Origin of the sequence: Colwellia sp. 5_MG-2023 (assembly GCF_030547795.1) — a bacterium.
Lineage (GTDB): Bacteria > Pseudomonadota > Gammaproteobacteria > Enterobacterales > Alteromonadaceae > Colwellia.
In genome coordinates this window covers 1-21,684 of record NZ_JAUOPW010000040.1, presented here as the reverse complement: position 1 = coordinate 21,684, position 21,684 = coordinate 1, and the positions used below count along the sequence as shown (strand labels likewise).

Below are 21,684 nucleotides of genomic sequence, written 5' to 3'. Positions count from 1 at the left end.
TTCCCCAATAGCTCAGTTGGTAGAGCGATGGACTGTTAATCCATGTGTCACTGGTTCAAGCCCAGTTTGGGGAGCCACATTAAAGGCTACGAGAAATCGTAGCCTTTTTTCTTGCCTAAAATATACTCATCTATAACTCACCTTATAACTCAAGCTGATTTAAGTAATAAAAACATAGCGATGGACTGTACTCATTATTAGCCAGGCATGTGTCACTGGTTCAAGCCCTTATCATACAAAGAGCAGGGAGCCATATTAAAGGCTACGAGAAATCGTAGCCTTTTTTCTTGCCTAAAATATACCCACCTATAACTCACCTTATAACTCAAGCTGACTCAAGTAATAACAACATAACGATGGACTGTACTCATTATTTAGTCAGGCATGTGTCACTGGTTCATTACACAGCGCTAATGTTGACTCTAATCTTTCAATTTTCTCTAGTAAATCCAAAGCAAGAGCGATCCCTGCTTGATTAACACCAAGATCCCGTTGAAGCCTCATAGCAGTTCGAGCACGTTTAAAACTATAAACTGAAAATATCCAGCTCGTCTGCTCTACTGGTGTTGCTTGATAATTAATAGGGTCTAATACTCCAACTTCAACTAGTGCTATAACCCACTCTGTAGAACTTGAACACGCATAAGACAGTTCCTCAAGAGAAAATTCAGCCTCGTCATCGATAAGTACACCGTCTAATATTATTTCTTTCATTAGTTTATACTCCTAATAAGGTTCGAGGGTTAAAGTCTAATTCATCTTGCATTTTTTTATAGATCGCTTTAGCAGTCTCACTGTCGGCCGGTGGTAAAACAATCTGAGTTACTACGTATAAATCACCTGCTGTTTTAGCAGGAATACCACGCGCTTTTAAACGAAGCTTCTGGCCACTTTTTGTCGCAGGTACAATTTTTAAATCTACTGGACCTAATGGTGTTGGCACTTTAACCGTTGCACCCAGCGCAGCTTCCCAAGGAGTGATGGGTAAGTCGAGATATACATCATGCTCGACCACACGATAAATAGAGTGAGTATTGAATGATAATTCTAGATAAAGATCTCCTGCGGCCCCTCCCCCGTGACTTGGCGTACCTTGACCGGATAATCGGATACGTTGACCTTCTTTGACACCTCTGGGGATTTTAATTTTCAAGGTACGTTGTTTATTTACAACATGCCCTTGCTTATCCAACTCCGGTGACTGAAGTACAATACTCCTTGTTGCACCAAGATATGCGTCTTCAAGATCAATCACCACTTTAGCATGGTGATCTTCACCACGGGTCTTATAATCAGCTTGATGTTGATTGTTTGGTTTCTGTGAGCCATATCCTCTACCAAATAATGAATCAAAGAAATCACTAAAGTCTGCCTGACTTGCTCCGCTTGACCCACCATCCTTAAATTCAAACCCAGCATCCCAATCAGGTGGTGGATTAAAATCTTGTCCTGATTGCCAGTCGCTACCAAGTTGATCATAAGAAGCACGTTTATCGGGATCTTTTAGTACCGCATATGCTTCACCAACCTCTTTAAAACGAACTTCTGCGTCAGCAGCTTTATTAACGTCAGGATGATATTTTCTCGCTAACTTTTTATAGGCACGCTTAATTTCATCCGACGTTGAATCTCGATTGATCCCCATTACTTTGTAATAATCTTTAAAATCCATAAATCACTCCAGTGCGGCCCGTTAACAAAATATATTGTATAAAACGATGAATAGCATAAGCTTCAGAAATCATTATGCGCTTACTGGCTATAGATAAAAGATCTTTTAATCACAATGACAACACAAATCAATAAAAAGTCATAAAGCTGAAATACCGTAGAACGAACATTTCGTGCTATCACTTAATCCGTGATATTTTTAATATAGGTATCGTCTATCAGGCTTGATAAATAATAGCCCTTAATATTAGTCAAAAATAAAGGGAGCTTTATTGGCTTTTACTCGAATCCAATTTAGAGAATGCTGCACTGATTTTCGAGCAAGTAGATTTTTTTCAATCTTATTCTTACCAGGAAATGGCACTAAACTCAGACCGATTAATAATGTGATTATGCCTTGGCCAGGTAGCACTAACATCACGAGACCAGACACAATCAAGACTATTCCAATCATGACTTTTGCTAAGCTAATTACGTAGGTTATGCTGCGACTCATTGAGGTTAATTGTTTCTTTTTATTAGCGATATCATTCGGGAACTCTTTACGGATAAAGTATTGTGAATCCATTTGTGTAATGATGTAAGTTATCGCCATAAAATATGCAATTGAAGCAAATGTTGTTGCTAAAAAAATTACAAAAATATAATCGAAATCAACGATTTCTATTAGATAAGTTGAGATAATATTGTAAATTTCTTTGAGCATTTTTTGCAATCCGTTATTACTTAGTTTCACATTATTTTAGTTGGGTATTATGCAATTATTCGAAACATTGGTTCAATGGCTCACTACCCATTGGGTAACGATCATAGTTATCTTTCATATTAGCTTATCTCTTATGACATCAGTACACGTACTGCTTTTTAAAGAAAATGAACGTACCTCATTGGCTTGGATTGGGCTAGTGATACTTTCACCTGTTATTGGAAGCTTATTTTATTGGCTATTTGGTATAAATCGCATCAAACGTTTAGCTCAAAAAAAACACCCTAATATGCTTAAAAAAAGCGTTAGCCAACAAGGTAAGCAAAAAAAGTTTACCAATATCCCTGAAAACTGGCATTCAATCATTACATCTGGCCACTCTATTCATTCTGTCAATTATGTTGCAAATAACAGTATTGAACCGCTTATTAATGGAGATATGGCCTATCCTGCCATGATTAAATCAATTGAATCTGCGAAACACCATATTGTTTTATCAAGTTACATTTTCGATTATGATTCAATTGGGCGACAATTTATCCAAGCTGTAACCGTTGCACATAAAAGAGGTGTGATTGTAAATATTTTATTAGACGGTATAGGCATTGGCTATGGTTGGCATAAATCAGATCGCGCTTTAAAAAAACAAGGCATAAAAGCTATGCGTTTTTTGCCAGCCATTTCACTAACGGGCATTCGGTTTATTAATCTTAGAAACCATAGAAAGATACTTTGTGTAGATGGTGAAGAAGCCTATATTGGCGGGATGAATGTCAGTCAAAATAATCTTGTTAAGTTGGCAGAAAACCCCATCGATGATGTTCACTTTAAAGTAACAGGCCCTGTAATTGATCAGATTAGTCAGGTATTTATCGAAGATTGGTTTTTTGCAACACAAGAAACACTTCAATTTCCTCAGTATCGTCCTACCCCAGAAAAAAATAATGCTGATAAGCCTGTGGTTGCTCGCGTTATTCAAGATGGCCCAGACGAGCACCATAATAGAATACGTTGGACATTAATTAATGCCTTAGTATGCGCACAAAAGCGTGTCAAAATAATTACACCATATTTTTTGCCTGACCATACATTAATGACTTCTCTTCACGCCGCGGCATTACGAGGGGTATTGATTGAGATTATTATTCCAGAGCATACGGATATACGGTTTTTAGACTGGGTAATGGAAGCTAATTTTTTAAGAATAATGGAGCATGGGATAAAAATATATAAAAACAAAAGGCCTTTTGATCATAGTAAAATAGTTATTATTGATGATATATGGTCATTTATAGGCTCCTCCAACTGGGATGCTAGAAGTTTAGAGTTAAATTTTGAGATTAATCTTGAATGTTTTGATACCGCTCTCAATAGCCAGTTAAATGATATTTTCACCTTAAAAAAAGAAAACTCTCAACCGGTTGATAAAACTAAGATTAGTAGTTTGCCGACCTACAGAAAAATTCGCAATAATTTGTTTCGCCTATTTTCATCTTATTTATAATCGTTATGCTTACTACTATTATTACTACATATTACTACTACCAAATACATTAAGGCTTTAAAGCCAATGTAGCATAGTAGGATCCCTAAAATTATGGCAATTGCTTAAAAGCTGAGCTAGAAGAAAAATTAACGATATTACTTTGAAATACAGTTAAATGTAAAAAGATAGACTGATAGGATGGTTTTAAATACCTCATGTATAACAGGTATTTATTCTTATTATCGGAAGCAATAAAAAAGTCTTATACTCGATAAGAATATAAGACTTTAACTGTTAGCAGAGTTAATTTTTATTTTTCAGAAATTAACTCTTTTTTATTTTCAAAAGAAATAACTAACTTATCTTTCTTAACACCTACTTTAGCAACACCACCATTAGTTAACTCACCAAAGAGTAGTTCATTAGCCAACTCTTTTTTAAGCTTTTCTTGTATCAAACGAGACATTGGACGAGCGCCCATTGCTTTATCGTAACCATGCTCAGCAAGCCACTTTTTAGCGTCACGTGTTAACTCTAAAGAAACACCTTTTTCGTCAAGTTTTGCTTGTAGCTCAACAATAAATTTATCAACAACTTGTTGAATAACCTCATTATCAAGATGATTAAACCAGACAATATTATCAAGGCGGTTTCTAAATTCCGGCGAAAATACTTTATTAATTTCACTCATAGCATCTAAGCTATGATCTTGTTGTTTAAAGCCAATAGACTGACGTACAGTTTCTTGAACACCGGCATTGGTTGTAAGCACTAGTATAATATTTCTAAAATCCGCTTTACGTCCATTATTATCGGTTAATGTACCATGGTCCATTACTTGTAATAAAATATTGTAAACATCCTCGTGAGCTTTTTCTATTTCATCAAGCAATACTACCGCATGAGGGTTCTTGATTACTGCATCAGTAAGTAAGCCGCCTTGTTCATAACCTACATAACCAGGAGGAGCACCAATTAAGCGACTAACCGCATGTTTTTCCATATATTCGGACATATCAAAACGTAGTAATTCAACACCTAATATTTTAGCTAGCTGTTTTGTTACTTCTGTTTTACCAACCCCTGTAGGGCCTGCAAATAAGAAAGATCCTACAGGTTTTTCTTCTTCACCTAAACCGGCACGTGAAAGACGAATAACCGATGATAACTCTTCTATTGCTTGATCTTGACCAAATACGACTAGTTTTAGGTTGCGATCAAGCATTTTAAGGCTATCTTTTTCCGTAGAAGAAACTGATTTTTCAGGAATTCTAGCCATCGATGCCACAACACTTTCAATATCAGTATTACTGATCGTTTTTTTACGTTTTGAAGCGGCAACAAGTTGTTGTTTAGCACCGGCTTCATCAATAACATCAATCGCTTTATCAGGTAAAAAACGTTCATTTATATATTTATCTGATAATTGAGCCGCTGCACGTAAAGCAGCGTTGGTATACCGAATACCATGATGCAATTCATATTTTTCTTTTAACCCTTGTAAAATCTTAGTGGTATCTTCCACACTTGGCTCAACAATATCTATTTTTTGAAAGCGCCTTGCTAGTGCTCGGTCTTTTTCAAATACACTTTGATATTCTTGATAAGTAGTCGAGCCCATACAACGAAGTTTACCCGCTGACAGTAATGGTTTGAGTAAATTGGAAGCATCTAACATTCCGCCAGATGCTGCACCTGCGCCTATAATAGTATGAATCTCATCAATGAATAAGATCGCATTCTCATCAGTTTCTAGATCTTTTAATAAGGCTTTAAAGCGTTTTTCAAAATCACCACGATATTTTGTTCCTGCAAGCAAAGCGCCCATATCAAGAGAGTAGATTGTCGCATTACTTAAAAATTCGGGTACGTCCTCGTTAACAATCATATTTGCTAACCCTTCAGCTATCGCCGTTTTACCAACACCGGCTTCACCTACAAATAAAGGATTATTTTTACGTCGACGACTTAATACTTGTAATGTTCTTTCAAGCTCGCTATTTCGGCCAATTAAAGGGTCTATATTGCCTTTTAACGCTTCTTCGTTAAGGTTAACAGAGAAGTTTTCAATAGTACGCGGCTCTTCTTCAGCAACTTGTTCACCATCTTCTAAAGGTGAGTTACTCGAATCATTTCCTATTTTAGCAATACCATGTGAAATATAATTAACAATATCTAAACGACTAATATCTGCTTTTTTCAATATGTAGGCGGCTTGCGATTCTTGCTCACTAAAAATAGCGACCAAAACATTGGCACCATTGACTTCGCTCTTACCTGATGATTGCACATGAAACACAGCACGTTGTAATACGCGTTGAAATCCCAAAGTTGGTTGAGTTTCTCTTTCTTCTTCTTCAGCTGGAATTACGGGAGTAGTCTCTTGAATAAATTCAAGTAAATTAGTCTGTATCTTACTGAGATCTGCACCACACGCCTTTAAAACTTCAATAGCTGATGGATTGTCTAATAGTGCTAATAATAAGTGTTCAACTGTCATAAACTCATGACGGTACTCTTTGGCTTGACGAAAAGCTAAGTTAAGGGAAATTTCTAAATCTTTATTAAGCATAGGTACTCCAATTTAATTCCTTGCTAATTTCTCTTTTAAATTAAAAAGAGAACATTAAGCTTTTTCTAAAACACACATTAATGGATGGCCATTATCGAGTGCATAACGTGCTACAAGATCCACTTTTGTTTCAGCAATATCCGCAGTATATGTGCCACAAAGCGCTTTGCCTTCATAATGAACGGTTAACATGATGTCGGTAGCTTGTTCTGAATTTTTATGAAAAAATTTACACAAGACATCAATAACAAAATCCATTGGTGTATAATCATCATTAAGTAAAAAAACATGATACTTAGGTGGTTTTTCTACTTCGTCTTTTATTTCTTCTTCAATAAACTCATGATTGTCAATTAACTCTTTCCAATTACTCATATCTTTATATTAGTCTCTGCTGATAACTTTTGCTGTAACTTATTTGTTAAAAAAAATATATTTTTTTTCATTATTCACTTGACTAATCTTTTATTTTATCTACGATTCATTAAGTGGTTATTTTTTAGCCACGTACTTAATTATGTCTATGCTTCATTATATCTCTCTTTTAAAGGAGCTAAAGTCAATTATAAAATTGATATATAGCAAGACATATAATACTAAAGGATATAGAGGAAGTAGAAGTATGGCTCACGGTACAGTTAAATGGTTTAATAACGCAAAAGGCTTCGGTTTTATTCGTCCTGATAGTGGTGGAGATGATATTTTCGCTCACTATTCAACTATTGAAATGGAGGGTTACCGCACACTTAAAGCTGGTCAAGATGTCAATTATGAGCTAAATGACGGTCCTAAAGGGCATCATGCAGCAAGTATAAAGCCCACTGATGAAGAATTAGATTAATAAAAAATTACCTATATCATTTTCTACAATATAATTTATTTATATTGTAGAAAATTTATACCGTTAATCAATTTTTAATCTAATTCTTCTATTGCTACTCCAATTAAATATAAATTGTCACACTCTTCATCAATACGAACCACTTTGCCCCGTATATCGAGTGACTGTATTTGGTCAGAAGCGGAGTTAAGCTTAATTTTTACATGCGTCGACATCGCAATTGGATGTTCAACTTCAATAGCTACACCTGTAGCACTTAAATCTCGACAAGTCGCTTTTATCTGACTATTGGATTCATCATCAATAATGGTAACAACTACCTCTGTATTCAACATCATGCGATAGAAATTACGTTTATCATCAAAATTTATCATTTGTACCTCAATATAATCAAACTTAAAAACGATAATATCTAAGTCATTTAGTCACATTCGTTTTGCACGGTTATGGCTAATTTACTTAAAGGATAAGTATTTATACTGAGGTTAAGTCTTGCTGTCAAATAACAGTTATAGAGAATCTAAGAAAAATCCTTTAAATGGTTAATTATTCTCTTTAAAGAAATAGGCTGTGCCGTGCCTAAATTTTGAGAAAAAAGTGAAATTCTAAACTCTTCTATCATCCACTTAGTTAATAAAATTTCTTGTGCTATAGGTTTATCTTTACGCTGTTGTGATAATACACTAGTGTATAAATCTACTGCCTTCTTCACTTCAATTAACTTCAGCCTATCTTGGTTAGGATCAATAGGTAACTTTTCTAATCGGCGTAAAATACCTTTTAAATAACGTGTAATATCATCTAATTTGTCAAACCCTGAAGCACTAACAAACCCTTTAAAAACTAAGGCTTCACTTTGTTGTTTAATATCACTATGAGATTGAATTACATTAAGTGCTACATTACCTTTTAACTTTCTCGCGATATCGTGCCTTAAGCTTAATGTTTGTTCTACTTTAATTGCCGCTGTTAAGACACAATCTGATATTTCAGCACGCACATATTCACGCAGTAATTCAAAACTTTTTTCATCCCGAGGTAAAATAGTCATTTTCTTAGCTAACATATACTCTTTAACTAAAAAGACACATGCCCCCTGAATACAATCTTGCAATAAATCAGTAATAGAGCCAAAAGGATTGAAGTACAAACCTAATTTAGCCTTATTAGGCATTTTTTCTTGTAAATATTTTAATGGTGATGGAATATTCAATAAAATGAGTCGACTAATACCATTTAACATCGCTTGCTCTGCATGCTCTTCTTGCTCAAACAGTTCAATGGCAACACTACTTTTATGATCTACTAATGCAGGAAATGCCTTAATAGTCATATTAGCGACTTTCTTCTCATAACCTTGAGGTAACTTACCAAAATCCCAAACAGTTAATTTAGACTTCTCTATGCCCTTCTCTGCCACTTGCTTAATCGAGGCTTTTACCTTACCTTGTAATTGTGCTTTCAACTCATTAAGGTCTCGTCCCTGTTTTAATAATTGACCTTTCTCGTTCACTACTTGAAAATTCATCGTTAGGTGCGCAGGCAACTCAACATCTTGCCAAACATCTTCAGGTAATCTAACCCCAGTCATACGCAACAGTTGTTTTGCTAATGCATCAACTAAACTTTCTTGAGTATTATTGATATTCGCCATTTTTTCTAAGCACGCTTGTGCATAATTAGGCGCAGGAACAAAGTTGCGCCGTAATGCTTTTGGCAACGCCTTAATTAATGCTACAACTAAATCATAACGCAGAGCCGGAATAAGCCAATCAAACCCTTCATATTGGCACTGATTAAGTAAGGCAATAGGAATAATTACACTAATGCCATCATCAATATCTCCAGGACTAAAGTGATAAGCTAACGGTAAAGTAAGATTATTTTGTTGCCAAGTGTCTGGATATTCTTTTGCAGACAGCTCATTTGATGATTTGTTAAGTAAAAAATCTTTAGTGAAATTAAGTAACTTGGCATTTTCTTTTTTAGCTTTCTTCCACCAAGATAAAAAACTACGTTGACAGATAACAGTCTCAGGAATTTTACTTGAATAAAAATCAACAAGTTGCTGTTCGTCAATTAAAAAGTCTTTACGGCGAGCTTTTTGCTCAAGAGCCTCAATACTGGCAATTAATGCTTGGTTCTCATCTAAGAATTTTTCTTTTATAAAGCAGTCACCATTGACAAGCGCTTCACGGATAAATATTTCTCTGCAAGTGATCGGCTCAATTGTATTAAAGTTAATCTTTCTTTTAGTAACAATTGGTAAACCATAAAGACTCACTTGCTCAAAGGCCATTACAGCGCCTTGTTTTTTCTCCCAATGGGGTTCGCTGTAACTTCGTTTTAATAAGTGTTCAGCTAAAGGCTCTATCCAAGTTGGATCAATGCGTGCATTCATGCGCGCAAATAAACGACTAGTCTCAACGAGTTCAGCTGACATTAACCATTTAGGCGGTTTCTTGGATAACGATGACCCAGGAAAAACGAAGAATTTACTTCCTCTTGCGCCTTTAAACTCTCTGTTCTCATCTTGTTGACCTAAATGACTTAATAAGCCCGACAATAGTGCTTGATGTACTGTCACTAGACTACTAGGTAATGTTTTGTCTTGTTTTTTATCTGAGCTAGTTTCATTAATTGAAAACTGATAATCAACGGACGTTAATGATATTTTTTGCTCTTTTAAGGTTAACTTCAGCTGAGTGAAAATATCTTGCCACTCTCGTAACCTTACATAAGATAAATACTCGCGTTGACATAACTTTCTAAAGTGATTTTGTGATAAATCATTTTTTTGCTCATTCACGTACTGCCATAAATTAAGTAAACTAACAAAGTCTGAATTATGATCTTTAAAGCGATTATGTTTTTCATCAGCTGCTTGCTGTTTTTCGTGTGGTCGTTCTCGTGGGTCTTGAATACTTAACGCACTAACAATAATAAGCACTTGTTCAATACAACCCAGTTCAATTGCAGTTAACACCATTTTTGCAAGTCGTGGATCAATAGAGAATTTAGATAATAAACGTCCTGACTTAGTTAACTTAGTTCCTTTGTTTTTTTGTCCCTTTAATTTCTTCTCATCATGAGCGCTATTGTCTATAGCCGCTAATTCTTCTAATAATTTAACACCATCATTAATATTTCGATTATCTGGTGCTTCTACAAAAGGAAAGTCGCCAATTTCTCCTAAATCTAACGCTAACATTTGTAAAATAACGGTAGCTAAATTAGTACGTAGTATTTCAGGATCGGTAAATTCAGGTCGACTTAAGTAATCTTCTTCACTATACAAGCGTATACAAATGCCTGATGATACACGACCACAACGACCTGAACGCTGATTAGCACTCGCTTGTGAAATAGGTTCAATAGGTAAACGTTGCACTTTAGTGCGGTAACTATAGCGAGAAATACGTGCAGTTCCCGGATCAATCACATATTTTATACCTGGCACAGTTAAACTCGTTTCAGCAACGTTAGTTGCTAGTACAATATTTCGCCCAGAATGTGCTTTAAAAATAAGATTTTGTTCACTAACCGTTAAACGAGAATAAAGGGGTAATATTTGAGTGTGCCGTAAATTAGCTTTATTTAAGGCTGCTGCTGTATCTCTAATTTCTCGCTCACCATTTAAGAAAATTAATATGTCGCCCAAACTATCAGAAGAAAGTTGTGAAAATTCATCTACGGCATTTAAAATTCCATTAATAACATCATTACCATCATTTGAATTTTCATCTTGTTCATTATCATCCGAGCGACTCTCATTTAATGGTCTATAACGCATTTCTACCGGATAAGTACGACCAGAAACCTCAATAATAGGGGCTGGTTTACCCTGTTTATCGGCAAAATGATTAGCAAAACGTTGTGGATCAATAGTCGCTGAAGTCACTATCACTTTTAAGTCAGGTCGCTTAATTAAAACTTGACGCAAATACCCTAATATAAAATCAATATTTAAGCTCCGCTCATGTGCTTCGTCAATAATAATAGTGTCATACTGACGCAGTAAGCGATCTCTTTGCATTTCAGCTAACAAAATACCATCGGTCATTAATTTTATATAACTGTGTTGGCTCACTTGATCGTTAAAGCGAACTTTATAACCTACTTGCTCACCAAGTTTAGTATTTAGTTCGTCAGCAATACGATTTGCAACTGTTCTGGCGGCTATACGTCTGGGCTGGGTATGACCAATCAAACCATCAATACCTCGCCCTAATTCAAGACAAATTTTAGGTATTTGTGTGGTTTTCCCTGAGCCTGTTTCCCCTGCAATAATAACAACTTGGTTATCACGGATAGCTTGAGATATTTGTGCAGCATTATCGCTAATGGGTAAGCCTTCCGGATAAGTTATTTTAGGAAGGTTATTAATTTTATGTTGTTTTTCTTTAATTGACTTATCAATTGCTTGCACAGTTGTAGTAAACTGTTTAAGTTGCTGATCTACTTTTACTTTATCAGGATGTGATTCAAGTTGAGCAAATATTCTTTTATGGTTAATAAGTTGTTGCTTCAAGCGATAAAAATCTGACTTTTTCACTTGAGTTAACGCATCAAAAGACGATTGTATATTCGGAGATTTACTTAGGGAAATATTTGACGGCAAAATAGACTCAACTAATGTAACAAAACAAAATGTAGAAAAGTCTATTTTATCAGTTATACCTAAACTACTTCAAGCTGGAGTTTCAGGCGTAGTAGTAAACTTCAGTTATATCAAGAAGTGATTAGAAACAATAACAATAAATCGCAACAATTATTGAGCGGCCTGTACTTTACCATTTTTTAAATTTTCACGTAAAATTTTGTCTATAGAGCGTAAAACATCATTACGACAAATCGTTCCTAATAAGTGATTACTTTCATCAACAACAGGATAAACTTTTGGCTTGTTCTGAATCATTAAACGCCCTAATTCAATAACACTGTCATAGGGTTTCATTGATAAAACGTCTTTACGCATTAAATCTGAAACATTAATGATATGCGCGTTGTGATACATAGTTTCAAGCATTTTAGCAAGAACATCACTTTCAGATAAAAAGCCAATTAATTTACCATTATCATCAATAACAGGTCCACCTATTTGCTTTGTTTTTAAAAACCGTAATGATGCCTCTTCAACGCCCATATCAGCAGTAAAGGTAACAGGATAGTGGTTCATATATTCTTCTATTTTTAACGACTCCATCATAACCCCTTATACATTAAACAAAAATAATCATACATTTGCATTAGGATATCTCCCTAACTATTAATGTAGATAACTATTTTTAAAAACACCAATTTTTCATAGATTTATCTAAGTTTAATTGTGTAAAGGTTTATGCTTTAAAATAAGAGTCGCTAAAAAGTTGAAAAAGTATTAATACGAAAATTTATTATCTGCGTATAAAGTTGAGGCTTTCAACCAAATATCACCAACTTTACCATCTCCTATCGCAACACCATCAAGCTTAGTTACTGGCGCAATTTCTTTTGAAGAGCTAGTTATCCAAACTTCATCGGCAGCACGAACTTCATCTAGGGTTATAGTGCGCTCTTGAACAGTTAATGTTCCATCTTTAGTCAATATATCAATGATTAAACGACGAGTAACACCTGGTAAAATTTGGTTATCTTGAATCGGCGTAGCAATAATTCCATCTTTTACGATAAAAATATTTGATGCACTTGCTTCTGTTAATTCATTTTTGCTATTAAACAATAAAGTTTCTTGGCTACCAGCATCAAAACCATCTTGAAAATGTAAAACATTGCCTAGTAATGAAGTTGATTTTATATGACAACGTTTCCAACGAAGATCTTCAGTGCTTGTTAAAGCATACCCGTTACCTACAGTATCTAAAGACGGTATCTTAGGTACAGGGATTTCAAAAGCCATTGCAAATACAGTTGGAGATACGTTCGTAGGGAAAGCGTGAAAACGTTTAGTATCAGTACCACGGCTTACATGCAAATATAGCCCTAGAGGGCCACCACCATTACTACTTGATAACTTGTCACATAAGGCTAACCACTGACTATCATCCCAATTTAACTCAATGCCAATAGCCTTTAAGCCATCATTCATTCTATCTATATGGGCTTGAAAACCAACCATTTTGCCAAAGTATGATGGGATTACTTCATATATTCCATCACCAAATAAAAATCCACGATCTAAAGGGGAAATTTTGGCTTCTTCAATTGGCATATAATCGCCATTTAAAAATACTGTGCTCATTTTACTTTTCCTGATAATTTAAATTTACTATTTAATTTTTCTTAACTGGCAGTTGGATAACCAATTAAGGATCTAATTCTTGCGATTAAAGCAATCCCCTCTGAAGCAGGAAGACTGTCTTCGGTTATTTCATTTCTGCGTGTAACACCATCAACACTGCCTAACTTTGAAATATATTTCAGAATTTGCTCTGGGCAGGTTTCATTCAATAAATCTTTTTTAGACCAAAGGCTTAAAAAGACTAAAATACCATAAACGCCCCAATTTGATACATCACTTAATATCAATTCATCACACGTCGTCGCAGCAGGAACAATATCAAGTTTTGCTAATAGATCTTTCACGTTCCCCATGCCTATTTCATTACCACCATCACCAATAGCAATCGTAGGACAATTTGCTTCTGTCATAAAAAAATCAAAAGACGCTGATTTAGCGCTTATATCTTCACCACGCATATTATGGTAATTTCCATTTTCCGCAGCGCCAGGACATTCAATAGCGATGATAGCTTGAGGTTTATACTGTAAAAGTGCCGCTTTCGCTTCAGCTAAACCGGATTTTTTATCACCAACACTAATAACACATACGTTATAATCATCTTTGAGTGCATTAGCTAATGGGTTACCACACACTAAGATAGGAGTAGCACCTAAAAGAGCCAACGCTTTATATAAAATTAAAGCCCCTACAGGACCATCTGTTTCAAACGTATCTAAAACAGGAAATCCAGTACCTATAAGTACTGTCCCTGTGATATTGCTCAAAGATTTAGCCGCACGTAAACAATAACCGGAAGTAACTTGTTGTTGTAAATCCTTCATACCACGTAAATTACGCTCAACAAGCATACATTCAATTTGTTCACTAAGTGATGCTTCATTTTCTATATTCATGTTTCTTATACCAAGCTTGCTCTAATTTTAATCACAAACATTGAGTTTTTTACGATTAAAATAACTTAAATTCAAATGAAAACAGTTATGTGCCTGTTCCATACTAATAGGCTCAAAGCGAACTTTATCACCTTGTTTGAGTTGCCCTAATTTTGCAATGTCAATGGATATAACAGCGCCAATTTTAGGATAGCCACCAATCGTTTGTCGGTCATTCAACAACACAATTGGCTGACCATCTGCGGGGATTTGAATAGCCCCCTGACAAATACCTTCAGATAAAATGCCTTCAATATCCCCCGTAATTTTTTTACCGGTTAACCGATAACCCATTCGATCGAAACTTTTACTCACGGTATAGTCACTTGAGTAAAATAACCGTTGTTGAAACGATGAAAAGTTTTTTTGTTGATAGCTTGGTACTGTGCGTAACACCACATCGTTGCAATACCTTGGTCTGAATTGCTCAGGTAACACTAAATTTGTTTTTCTTCGTTGACTGGCACAAGGTAAGATATTGTCTTTTTTAAGCTTGTCACCAACTAAACCACCAACACCTTCTCGACACACGGTTGCCGTACTACCAAAACTTTCTTTGATAGTAAAACCACCAGCAACAGCCAAATAACTTCGTATACCTTCGCTAGCAAACCCTAACTCAATAAGGTCACCCGCTTTAATCGCGTAACTGCGCCATAAATCTTTGTTAGTATGATTAATTGACAGCGACATATTTGCACCAGTCACGGCAATAGTTGTATCAACTTGTGCAATAAGTGCTAAACCGCCAATACTAATTTCAATAGCCGTAGCATTTAATTCATTAGCACATAAGCGATTAGCCCATTGAAATGCCTGTAAATCTATTGGACCACCATTGGTTAATCCAATATTAAAAGAGCCAAAACGCCCAGCATCTTGAATAAGGCTTAGCATGCCTGGCTCTTTCACTAAAAAACCTGTAGAAAAACTCATGATAGTTTGCCAAATCCTTCCGGTAATTCACCACCTAATGATAAAAACTCATTCTTATCAATTGACTTAAACCTTACTTTATCACCAACTTTAATTGGCATGATTGGAGTTGCCGTGACATCAAACATATCGACTGGGCATAAACCGACTATATTCCAACCTCCTGGGGAGGTATTTGGATAAACAGCAGTTTGTTTGTCAGCAATAGCAACAGCTCCTTTGGGCACTTTATTTCTTGGGGTACTTAAACGTGGTGAAGCAATTCTTTCATCAACTTCACCTAAATAAGCAAACCCAGGCGCAAAGCCGATAGCATACACGTGATAATCTTTAGCTTGATGAATTTCGATTACTTGCTCAACACTTAATTTGTTTCGCTGGGCAATAACGGTTAAATCCGGACCAGATTCTTCAGAGTAATATACTGGTAATTCAATAATAGAAGATTGCTCTACATCACTACCAGTTGCTGAATTATCATCTAAACGTCGTAATAAAGCTCTCAGTTTATTGCGTATCTTATGGTGGTCGGTATGAAGTATATTAAATACCACCAACATCGATGCATAAGATGGAATTAAATCTACAATATCATCAGACAAGTCAACCTTCATTGCTTGACGAATCAATTGTTCAACTTGTTTTATTTTTGCCGACGTGTCATCGCTAACTTCATCAGAAAAATAAATAATTAACGCATTTTCACCTGCAATACTAATCGTTGGCATACTAAGCCCTTGTTCTTTTAACATTAACCAATGAGCTCCCGAATAGATTCAATCGCTTGTACGCCTTCAATATTGTCGCCATGAACACACAAGCTGTCGGCATTTAGAGTTAAAATGTTACCACTTACCGAGGTAACGCAACCTTGCTCTTTCAGTTGTTTCACTTGAGCAAGCATTTTTTCTTTATTATGAACAGCGCCAGGCTTAGTGCGAGCTAACAGTTTACCGTCATCGTCATAACAACGATCCGCAAAAGCTTCGCTCAATATATCAATATTATATTGTTTAGCCTCTGCTCTGTGTTCTTCAATTTTAGGTGTCGCTTGTAACATTAATTTTAGAGGACGATGATAACGACTTAATGCACATAAAATAGCATCTCTGACTTCTTTTTTTACCATCATGTCATTATATAAAGCACCGTGTGGCTTTACATATTCCAATTCAATGCCTATTGACTTAGCTACACCATCAATAGCTGCCACTTGATACATGACCAACGCTATCAATTCCTCAGTTGAGCAATTAATTGAACGTCGTCCAAAACCGACCAAGTCAGGGTATCCAGGATGTGCACCAACACTAACGTTATTTTCTTTTGCTAATGCTAATGTCTTTTGCATCACTAAAGGGTCACCCGCGTGAAAACCACAAGCAATATTAGCTTGATCGATATGCGGCATAACTTTCTCATCAAGCCCCATGGTCCAGCTGCCAAAACTTTCGCCTAAATCACAATTCAATTTCATTATTTTTCCTCATCTCGCTAGTATTTTTAGCAAAATTTATAACACTGCTAATGTTGAATTGGCAATATCGGTTACTAACATTTTACCCGGACTATGAGTTATGCAAAACGGAGGCTTTGTTTGCTCTAATACCAGCTGTGGTGTTACACCACAAGCCCAAAATACCGGCACTTCGTTTTCTTTAATAGTGACACTATCGCCATAATCAGGTTTATTAATATCATTAATACCAATAAGCTCAGGTTGACCAAAATGTATAGGTGCTCCATGAACCGACGGAAAACGGCTACATATTTGAATCGCTCTAATTGCATCCTTAGCTAACATTGGTCGCATACTTACTACTGTTTCACCGCTAAATCTTCCAGCAGTTTTACAAGGTATGTTAGTACGATACATAGGGACATTTTTATTTTCACTGATATTACGAATTTCAAGCCCATCAGCAATAAGTGCATCTTCAAAAGAAAAAGAACAACCCAAAACAAAAGTGACTAAATCATCACGCCAAAGCTCTTTAATGTCTGTGAATTCTTGTTGAAATGTGCCATCAACAAATAAACGATAACCAGGGACATCAGAGCGGATATCAATATCTTTACCTAGTTCAGGTAAAAGAAAATCGCCTGCATTTTCTGACATACCAATTAATGGACAAGGCTTAGGATTAAATTGACAAAACTGTAAAAAGTCATTCGCCCAATCTTTTGGCAAAATAACAATATTTCCTTGTACACAACCTTGAGCAAAACCTGAGGTGTTTTCATTGAATTTATCATGACGAATTAATTGACGTAATTCATAAGCACTAAGCTGTGCCGAAGCAGGATCATTAATATTTATAGACATGGCTAACCACTTTATTGACGAAAAATAAGAAGAATATTTTATGGGGTAATATTATTACTAATAAATGAAAGAAATACTACGATAATCATGTCGACTTCAGATATATTTTTAAACATGATGAATTGCTAAAATAGCATCATTTACAGTGAATAGACATATTTGTGACATTTTACATATTCAACGCTATACTGACCTTCTAATAATAGAATATTCCTTAAGATATTTAATATGTTAAAACTATTTATTCCACTGATTAGCTTAAGTTGTTTTTTCGCTATGTCATATTCTTATGCACAGTCATTTGAAACCCTATTAGATAGGTGTTTAATTAAAACAATTAAAAAAACAGATAAAAATAAAACATTACAACAGATAGAAGATTTTTGTGAAAAAAAAATAGTAAAAGAGCAACTTGGTAGTGAAGAACTTGGTGCTATTTCTGAACGTATGATTAAAGAAAAAAAATCAGCGTTTGACCCCTATGTCATCACGCCACATAAAATGAATTATATTTTACCTGTAACGATAACAGATGGTATTAATAAAGCCGCCTATGCTGGATATTCAAATTGGGAAGAACAACTGCGGGATATTGAAACCAAGTTTCAACTAAGTATTAAAGTACCGTTAACCACCGGTAGTTTTTTAAATAGTGGAGATCAGCTTTTTTTTGGCTTTACTTTAGAGTCTTGGTGGCAATTATATACTCATAAAATTTCACGACCTTTTAGAGAAACTAACTACCAGCCAGAAATATTTTATTTTACACCTACCAGCTGGCACCCATTTAAAACCAACACAGCCATGATGATCGGTTTTGAACATCAGTCAAATGGTCGTTCTATGCTACTGTCAAGAAGTTGGAATAGAGTTTATGCTAATTTCCTTTTTGAAAAAAACAATCTCGCGGTATCATTTCGCACCTGGTATCGAATTCCCGAAGGTAGTCAAGCAACTACGGTTGATATAATTGGTGATGATAATCCTGATATTAATGAATATATGGGATATTTTGAATTAAGCACTGTGTATAAATGGAACAATAAATATGAAGCATCGATGAAATTACGAGAAAGTTTCGCTCATCACCATGGAGCCATAGAACTTGGTATCACTTTTCCTTTATGGGGAAAATTAAAAGGTTATGCTCAATACTTCAATGGTTATGGAGAAAGCTTAATTGATTATAATCATAGACAACAACGCTTAGGTATTGGCTTTGCTTTAACAGACATCTTATAGAATTTACCGTTTAAATATACATCACCTTTTTTGTCAACAATATAAAATCAAGTCAAGAGATGTTGGATAATAAAAAATTTAGCTAATATTTATTATCCAAATCGCCTCAAGCACACAGTATTACAAGCGATAAAGCGTTAATAGTTTTCGCGCTGAATTTAAAGCAATGCTCGTGGTATACGAATAGCACATTTAAAAGAAAAAGGATCACAACTATTCCTAACAGCCGATTATGGGCTAAATGTTGTCAACTTACATTCAACGCTACCAGAGCTAAGGTGTAATTAATGTCATCCTTCATTGAACTATATTGCAAACCGTTAATGACTACTTATAGCACTTCACACATTGCAAACATAAGGAGTTAGCTTCAATCCTTGCTTTAGAGTAGATATTGTATCTATGTCCTAGCTACTATGAGTGACTGTCTCTTATAAATTTAAACTGCATCACCTTTGGCAACATAAAAAGACTGTAGTATTACTCGTTTGTTATTAATTATTATTTTTATAGGTTTGAGTGAAAGAATTCAATAGTTTTACCTGTCTTATACCGCAAGTATGAGCGCTATTTATATAAAAAGTCTCATCTGTTTGATGTATTCAAATCTGTTGCATCTATTAAAAGCGTAAAATATAAATTATAAGAGGTAAATAATGGAATTCACGAATAAACGCACCATCCTAATTACAGCATCTTTATTGTTGGTATTGGCGATATCACAAACTATTTATTCCGCCCTTTACAGTGCAGAAATTAGTTTTTCAAGGCAGTTTTCATGGGGACTAGAAGCTCTAGTATTTACTTTACTTGCCGCCTTTGCAGGTTCTGCCATGGTTCAAGTAAAAAACTCTCAGCTAGGATGGTCAGCTATCGCGTTTAGCGCGGTACTTAACATAGTTCAGGTGAGTATTGGCCTAACTTTGTTTTCAACGTTTGGAAAAGTAGCGGGTACTGTAGAAGGCGCACAACCTTTAATTGGTGGCGTAGTTTCTTTGTCATTCATGATTTACTACGCAGCTAAATTATTATTGGGATTAGCAGCACTTATTTTTGGCCTGTCTTGTATGGCTAAAGGTGGCAAGGCGATAGGTACGCTTACGGCTTTGGCGGGTGTGGTTGCTATGTTTGCCAATGGTATTTTAATTACCTTTGGCCGTGATGGATTTCTTCCATCAGCTGTTGCTGGCGCTTCGGGCATGATCGCAACGTTACTTCTAGCAATATGTTTAATAGGCCTTTACCGTAAACAAGACTAAAGCTTAACACCTCACAAGTGATGTAGCATTTTTGAATAAAGTATAAACATCGGCGCATAGTAAACCGTTAATTCGCCGATGTTTTACGTTTAGCGTTTAGAGCATTGAGCTATTATAATAAATACAATAACAATAAAAGATGGGTGTCCTATTTTATTTGTTTTGATGGGAACTCGATTTTCATAGTTTTCCTGAAATGTAACGCTTCAATAACCAGCAGCAACAAAAGATGGGTGTCCTATTTTATGATTACAGGCAAAAAATTGTTAGCTAAAATTAGCGACGAAGGAGCAAAAGCCAACTGTTATTTGTCCTTTTAAACGACTTGTTAGCCGGTGATTAAATATGCAAGCAAAGAACCACCCGCACCTAATATTAAAGTTCCAATTAAAGATGCTAGAACTCTATTTCTACTATTTTTAATTTTAGTTGTTGATATATTGACAAAGTTTTCATCTGCTCCACTAAAGTTAATATATGATTGTTCATAAATGCTATCTAAGTTTCTTTCCGCTTTTTTCCCTAGATATGACCCTAACTGGAATGTAACGAATAAAGTTAAAAGTGACATTAATATGAATACAACGGCTGCATTAATATCTGCTGTAGCCGGAACGAATACTTGAGATGCTTTATAAACATAATAATTGGCTAAACCAAGTAGACCGTATTTAAAGAGCCTTGGTAAGAAGTGGGAATATGATCTTATAAGTTTAGTAACTTTACTTATTTCATTTTTCTCTACACTATTGAACCAACCTTTAATTACACTCATCAGTGCATTAGCAACACTGATATCAACATAATCTATTGAAAATACTGCAACCTTTCTAGTTTCAAATTGGAATAGGGGAACAGCAAACGGCATACCGTTTAGCTCCGATCGCATATTCTCCATTTTTGCGACTCTAGATATCAGGTTAATATGTATTTTATATTCCTGTGGTCTTTGTGTTTTTGGTAAAACTATAAGTAACTTGTATTGAACACTTATATCTTCAATTGCAGCTCCTCTTGCACCAACTTGCAGTTTTAATTTGGCTAAACTACTAAAGCGTTCTGAACAATCATTAACATAATTAACTGAATATGTTTCAATGAAAGATACAACGTTATATTGTTCCGTCGATTGTTCTAATAGGTGATGAAGTTGTTCAATATGATGTAACTTAAGGATGAAAGAATCTCTTGAAAACTCTTTTAAGTTTTCAGACTTTCCAGTTATTTCATTATAAAAGTCTTGTGCTAATTGAAAGCTAATCTGCGAACTTGCATTATCGCCTCCAAGGTTTACAACTTCTTCTTGATCATTATTATTAATAGTTACGATATCATTCATATAAAATTCCTTTTTTGATTAAACTCATACTTCTAATTATGCGAACCGGCTAACAGTATATTATCCATAATTCACGATAGTAACGGATTATGAAATAAAAGAATAACAAAACAATAATAATTAAATCATT

At 35.2% G+C, this 21,684-nt stretch carries 19 protein-coding genes and 1 tRNA gene; 5 read left to right on the top strand and 15 right to left on the bottom strand.

All coding sequences use genetic code 11. The annotated features are described in order from the left end of the window. Nucleotide 1: 1 nt before the first annotated feature. Nucleotides 2-77 (top strand) — tRNA-Asn (locus Q4496_RS17165). Nucleotides 78-378: 301 nt separating this feature from the next. Here the strand turns inward: Q4496_RS17165 and Q4496_RS17160 are convergent. The 3 genes from Q4496_RS17160 to Q4496_RS17150 all read right to left on the bottom strand — a co-directional run bounded on the left by Q4496_RS17160 (nucleotide 379) and on the right by Q4496_RS17150 (nucleotide 2,377). Next, complete coding sequence (locus Q4496_RS17160) at nucleotides 379-714, bottom strand: chaperone modulator CbpM (protein WP_215972870.1); 336 nt, start codon at nucleotides 712-714, stop codon at nucleotides 379-381. Between the two features lie 4 nt (nucleotides 715-718). Then, nucleotides 719-1,672: a DnaJ C-terminal domain-containing protein gene (locus Q4496_RS17155; protein ID WP_303610902.1), complete on the bottom strand. Its 954-nt coding sequence runs from the start codon at nucleotides 1,670-1,672 to the stop codon at nucleotides 719-721. A gap of 246 nt (nucleotides 1,673-1,918) precedes the next feature. After that, the gene (locus Q4496_RS17150) at nucleotides 1,919-2,377 is read right to left on the bottom strand and encodes a hypothetical protein (protein ID WP_303610903.1); all 459 of its coding nucleotides are present in this window, start codon (nucleotides 2,375-2,377) and stop codon (nucleotides 1,919-1,921) included. Nucleotides 2,378-2,426: 49 nt separating this feature from the next. Between Q4496_RS17150 and Q4496_RS17145 the strand changes: the two genes are divergently transcribed. Beyond that, nucleotides 2,427-3,881 (top strand): phospholipase D-like domain-containing protein, encoded by a 1,455-nt coding sequence (locus Q4496_RS17145; RefSeq protein ID WP_303610901.1) that lies wholly within the window; start codon nucleotides 2,427-2,429, stop codon nucleotides 3,879-3,881. 292 nt (nucleotides 3,882-4,173) lie between these two features. Here Q4496_RS17145 and clpA read toward each other — a convergent pair whose 3' ends face one another. Together clpA and clpS are read right to left on the bottom strand one after the other, a co-directional pair. Beyond that, nucleotides 4,174-6,435, bottom strand: a complete 2,262-nt coding sequence (gene clpA, locus Q4496_RS17140; protein ID WP_215972873.1) for an ATP-dependent Clp protease ATP-binding subunit ClpA — start codon at nucleotides 6,433-6,435, stop codon at nucleotides 4,174-4,176. 54 nt (nucleotides 6,436-6,489) lie between these two features. Beyond that, nucleotides 6,490-6,810 (bottom strand): ATP-dependent Clp protease adapter ClpS, encoded by a 321-nt coding sequence (clpS, locus tag Q4496_RS17135; RefSeq protein WP_215972874.1) that lies wholly within the window; start codon nucleotides 6,808-6,810, stop codon nucleotides 6,490-6,492. 247 nt (nucleotides 6,811-7,057) lie between these two features. Here clpS and cspD point away from each other — a divergent pair, with 247 nt between their 5' ends. Further along, on the top strand, nucleotides 7,058-7,276 hold the full coding sequence (gene cspD / locus Q4496_RS17130; RefSeq protein ID WP_215972875.1) for a cold shock domain-containing protein CspD: 219 nt from the start codon (nucleotides 7,058-7,060) through the stop codon (nucleotides 7,274-7,276). A gap of 74 nt (nucleotides 7,277-7,350) precedes the next feature. On the opposite strand, the gene Q4496_RS17125 is transcribed toward cspD, so the two are convergent. The 9 genes from Q4496_RS17125 to Q4496_RS17085 all read right to left on the bottom strand — a co-directional run bounded on the left by Q4496_RS17125 (nucleotide 7,351) and on the right by Q4496_RS17085 (nucleotide 17,714). Continuing rightward, nucleotides 7,351-7,650, bottom strand: coding sequence for a PilZ domain-containing protein (locus Q4496_RS17125; RefSeq protein ID WP_215972876.1), 300 nt, complete (start codon nucleotides 7,648-7,650; stop codon nucleotides 7,351-7,353). 146 nt (nucleotides 7,651-7,796) lie between these two features. Then, on the bottom strand, nucleotides 7,797-11,897 hold the full coding sequence (gene hrpA, locus Q4496_RS17120) for an ATP-dependent RNA helicase HrpA (protein WP_303610900.1): 4,101 nt from the start codon (nucleotides 11,895-11,897) through the stop codon (nucleotides 7,797-7,799). Between the two features lie 150 nt (nucleotides 11,898-12,047). Next, nucleotides 12,048-12,482 (bottom strand): CBS domain-containing protein, encoded by a 435-nt coding sequence (locus tag Q4496_RS17115; protein WP_215972877.1) that lies wholly within the window; start codon nucleotides 12,480-12,482, stop codon nucleotides 12,048-12,050. 174 nt (nucleotides 12,483-12,656) lie between these two features. Next, nucleotides 12,657-13,517: an aminotransferase class IV gene (locus Q4496_RS17110; protein WP_215972878.1), complete on the bottom strand. Its 861-nt coding sequence runs from the start codon at nucleotides 13,515-13,517 to the stop codon at nucleotides 12,657-12,659. Nucleotides 13,518-13,558: 41 nt separating this feature from the next. Continuing rightward, nucleotides 13,559-14,413, bottom strand: coding sequence for a glutamate cyclase domain-containing protein (locus tag Q4496_RS17105; RefSeq protein ID WP_303602617.1), 855 nt, complete (start codon nucleotides 14,411-14,413; stop codon nucleotides 13,559-13,561). Between the two features lie 27 nt (nucleotides 14,414-14,440). Beyond that, nucleotides 14,441-15,388, bottom strand: coding sequence for a biotin-dependent carboxyltransferase family protein (locus Q4496_RS17100; RefSeq protein WP_215972880.1), 948 nt, complete (start codon nucleotides 15,386-15,388; stop codon nucleotides 14,441-14,443). Next, nucleotides 15,385-16,140 carry a 5-oxoprolinase subunit PxpB gene (pxpB, locus tag Q4496_RS17095; protein WP_303610899.1) on the bottom strand — a complete coding sequence of 252 codons (756 nt, stop codon included), beginning with the start codon at nucleotides 16,138-16,140 and terminating at the stop codon, nucleotides 15,385-15,387. Before pxpB ends, Q4496_RS17100 begins: the two co-directional genes overlap by 4 nt. Next, nucleotides 16,140-16,865 carry a 5-oxoprolinase subunit PxpA gene (locus tag Q4496_RS17090; protein ID WP_303610898.1) on the bottom strand — a complete coding sequence of 242 codons (726 nt, stop codon included), beginning with the start codon at nucleotides 16,863-16,865 and terminating at the stop codon, nucleotides 16,140-16,142. Before Q4496_RS17090 ends, pxpB begins: the two co-directional genes overlap by 1 nt. 36 nt (nucleotides 16,866-16,901) lie before the next feature. Beyond that, the gene (locus Q4496_RS17085) at nucleotides 16,902-17,714 is read right to left on the bottom strand and encodes a putative hydro-lyase (protein WP_303602614.1); all 813 of its coding nucleotides are present in this window, start codon (nucleotides 17,712-17,714) and stop codon (nucleotides 16,902-16,904) included. A gap of 228 nt (nucleotides 17,715-17,942) precedes the next feature. Between Q4496_RS17085 and Q4496_RS17080 the strand changes: the two genes are divergently transcribed. Beyond that, a complete protein-coding gene (locus tag Q4496_RS17080; RefSeq protein ID WP_215972883.1) occupies nucleotides 17,943-18,956 on the top strand; it encodes a phospholipase A in 1,014 nt (337 codons plus the stop codon). A gap of 656 nt (nucleotides 18,957-19,612) precedes the next feature. After that, a complete protein-coding gene (locus Q4496_RS17075) occupies nucleotides 19,613-20,215 on the top strand; it encodes a thiamine biosynthesis protein ThiC (RefSeq protein WP_303610897.1) in 603 nt (200 codons plus the stop codon). A 328-nt stretch (nucleotides 20,216-20,543) separates the two neighbouring features. Here Q4496_RS17075 and Q4496_RS17070 read toward each other — a convergent pair whose 3' ends face one another. Further along, nucleotides 20,544-21,554 (bottom strand): hypothetical protein, encoded by a 1,011-nt coding sequence (locus Q4496_RS17070; protein WP_303610896.1) that lies wholly within the window; start codon nucleotides 21,552-21,554, stop codon nucleotides 20,544-20,546. Between the last annotated feature and the right edge of the window lie 130 nt (nucleotides 21,555-21,684).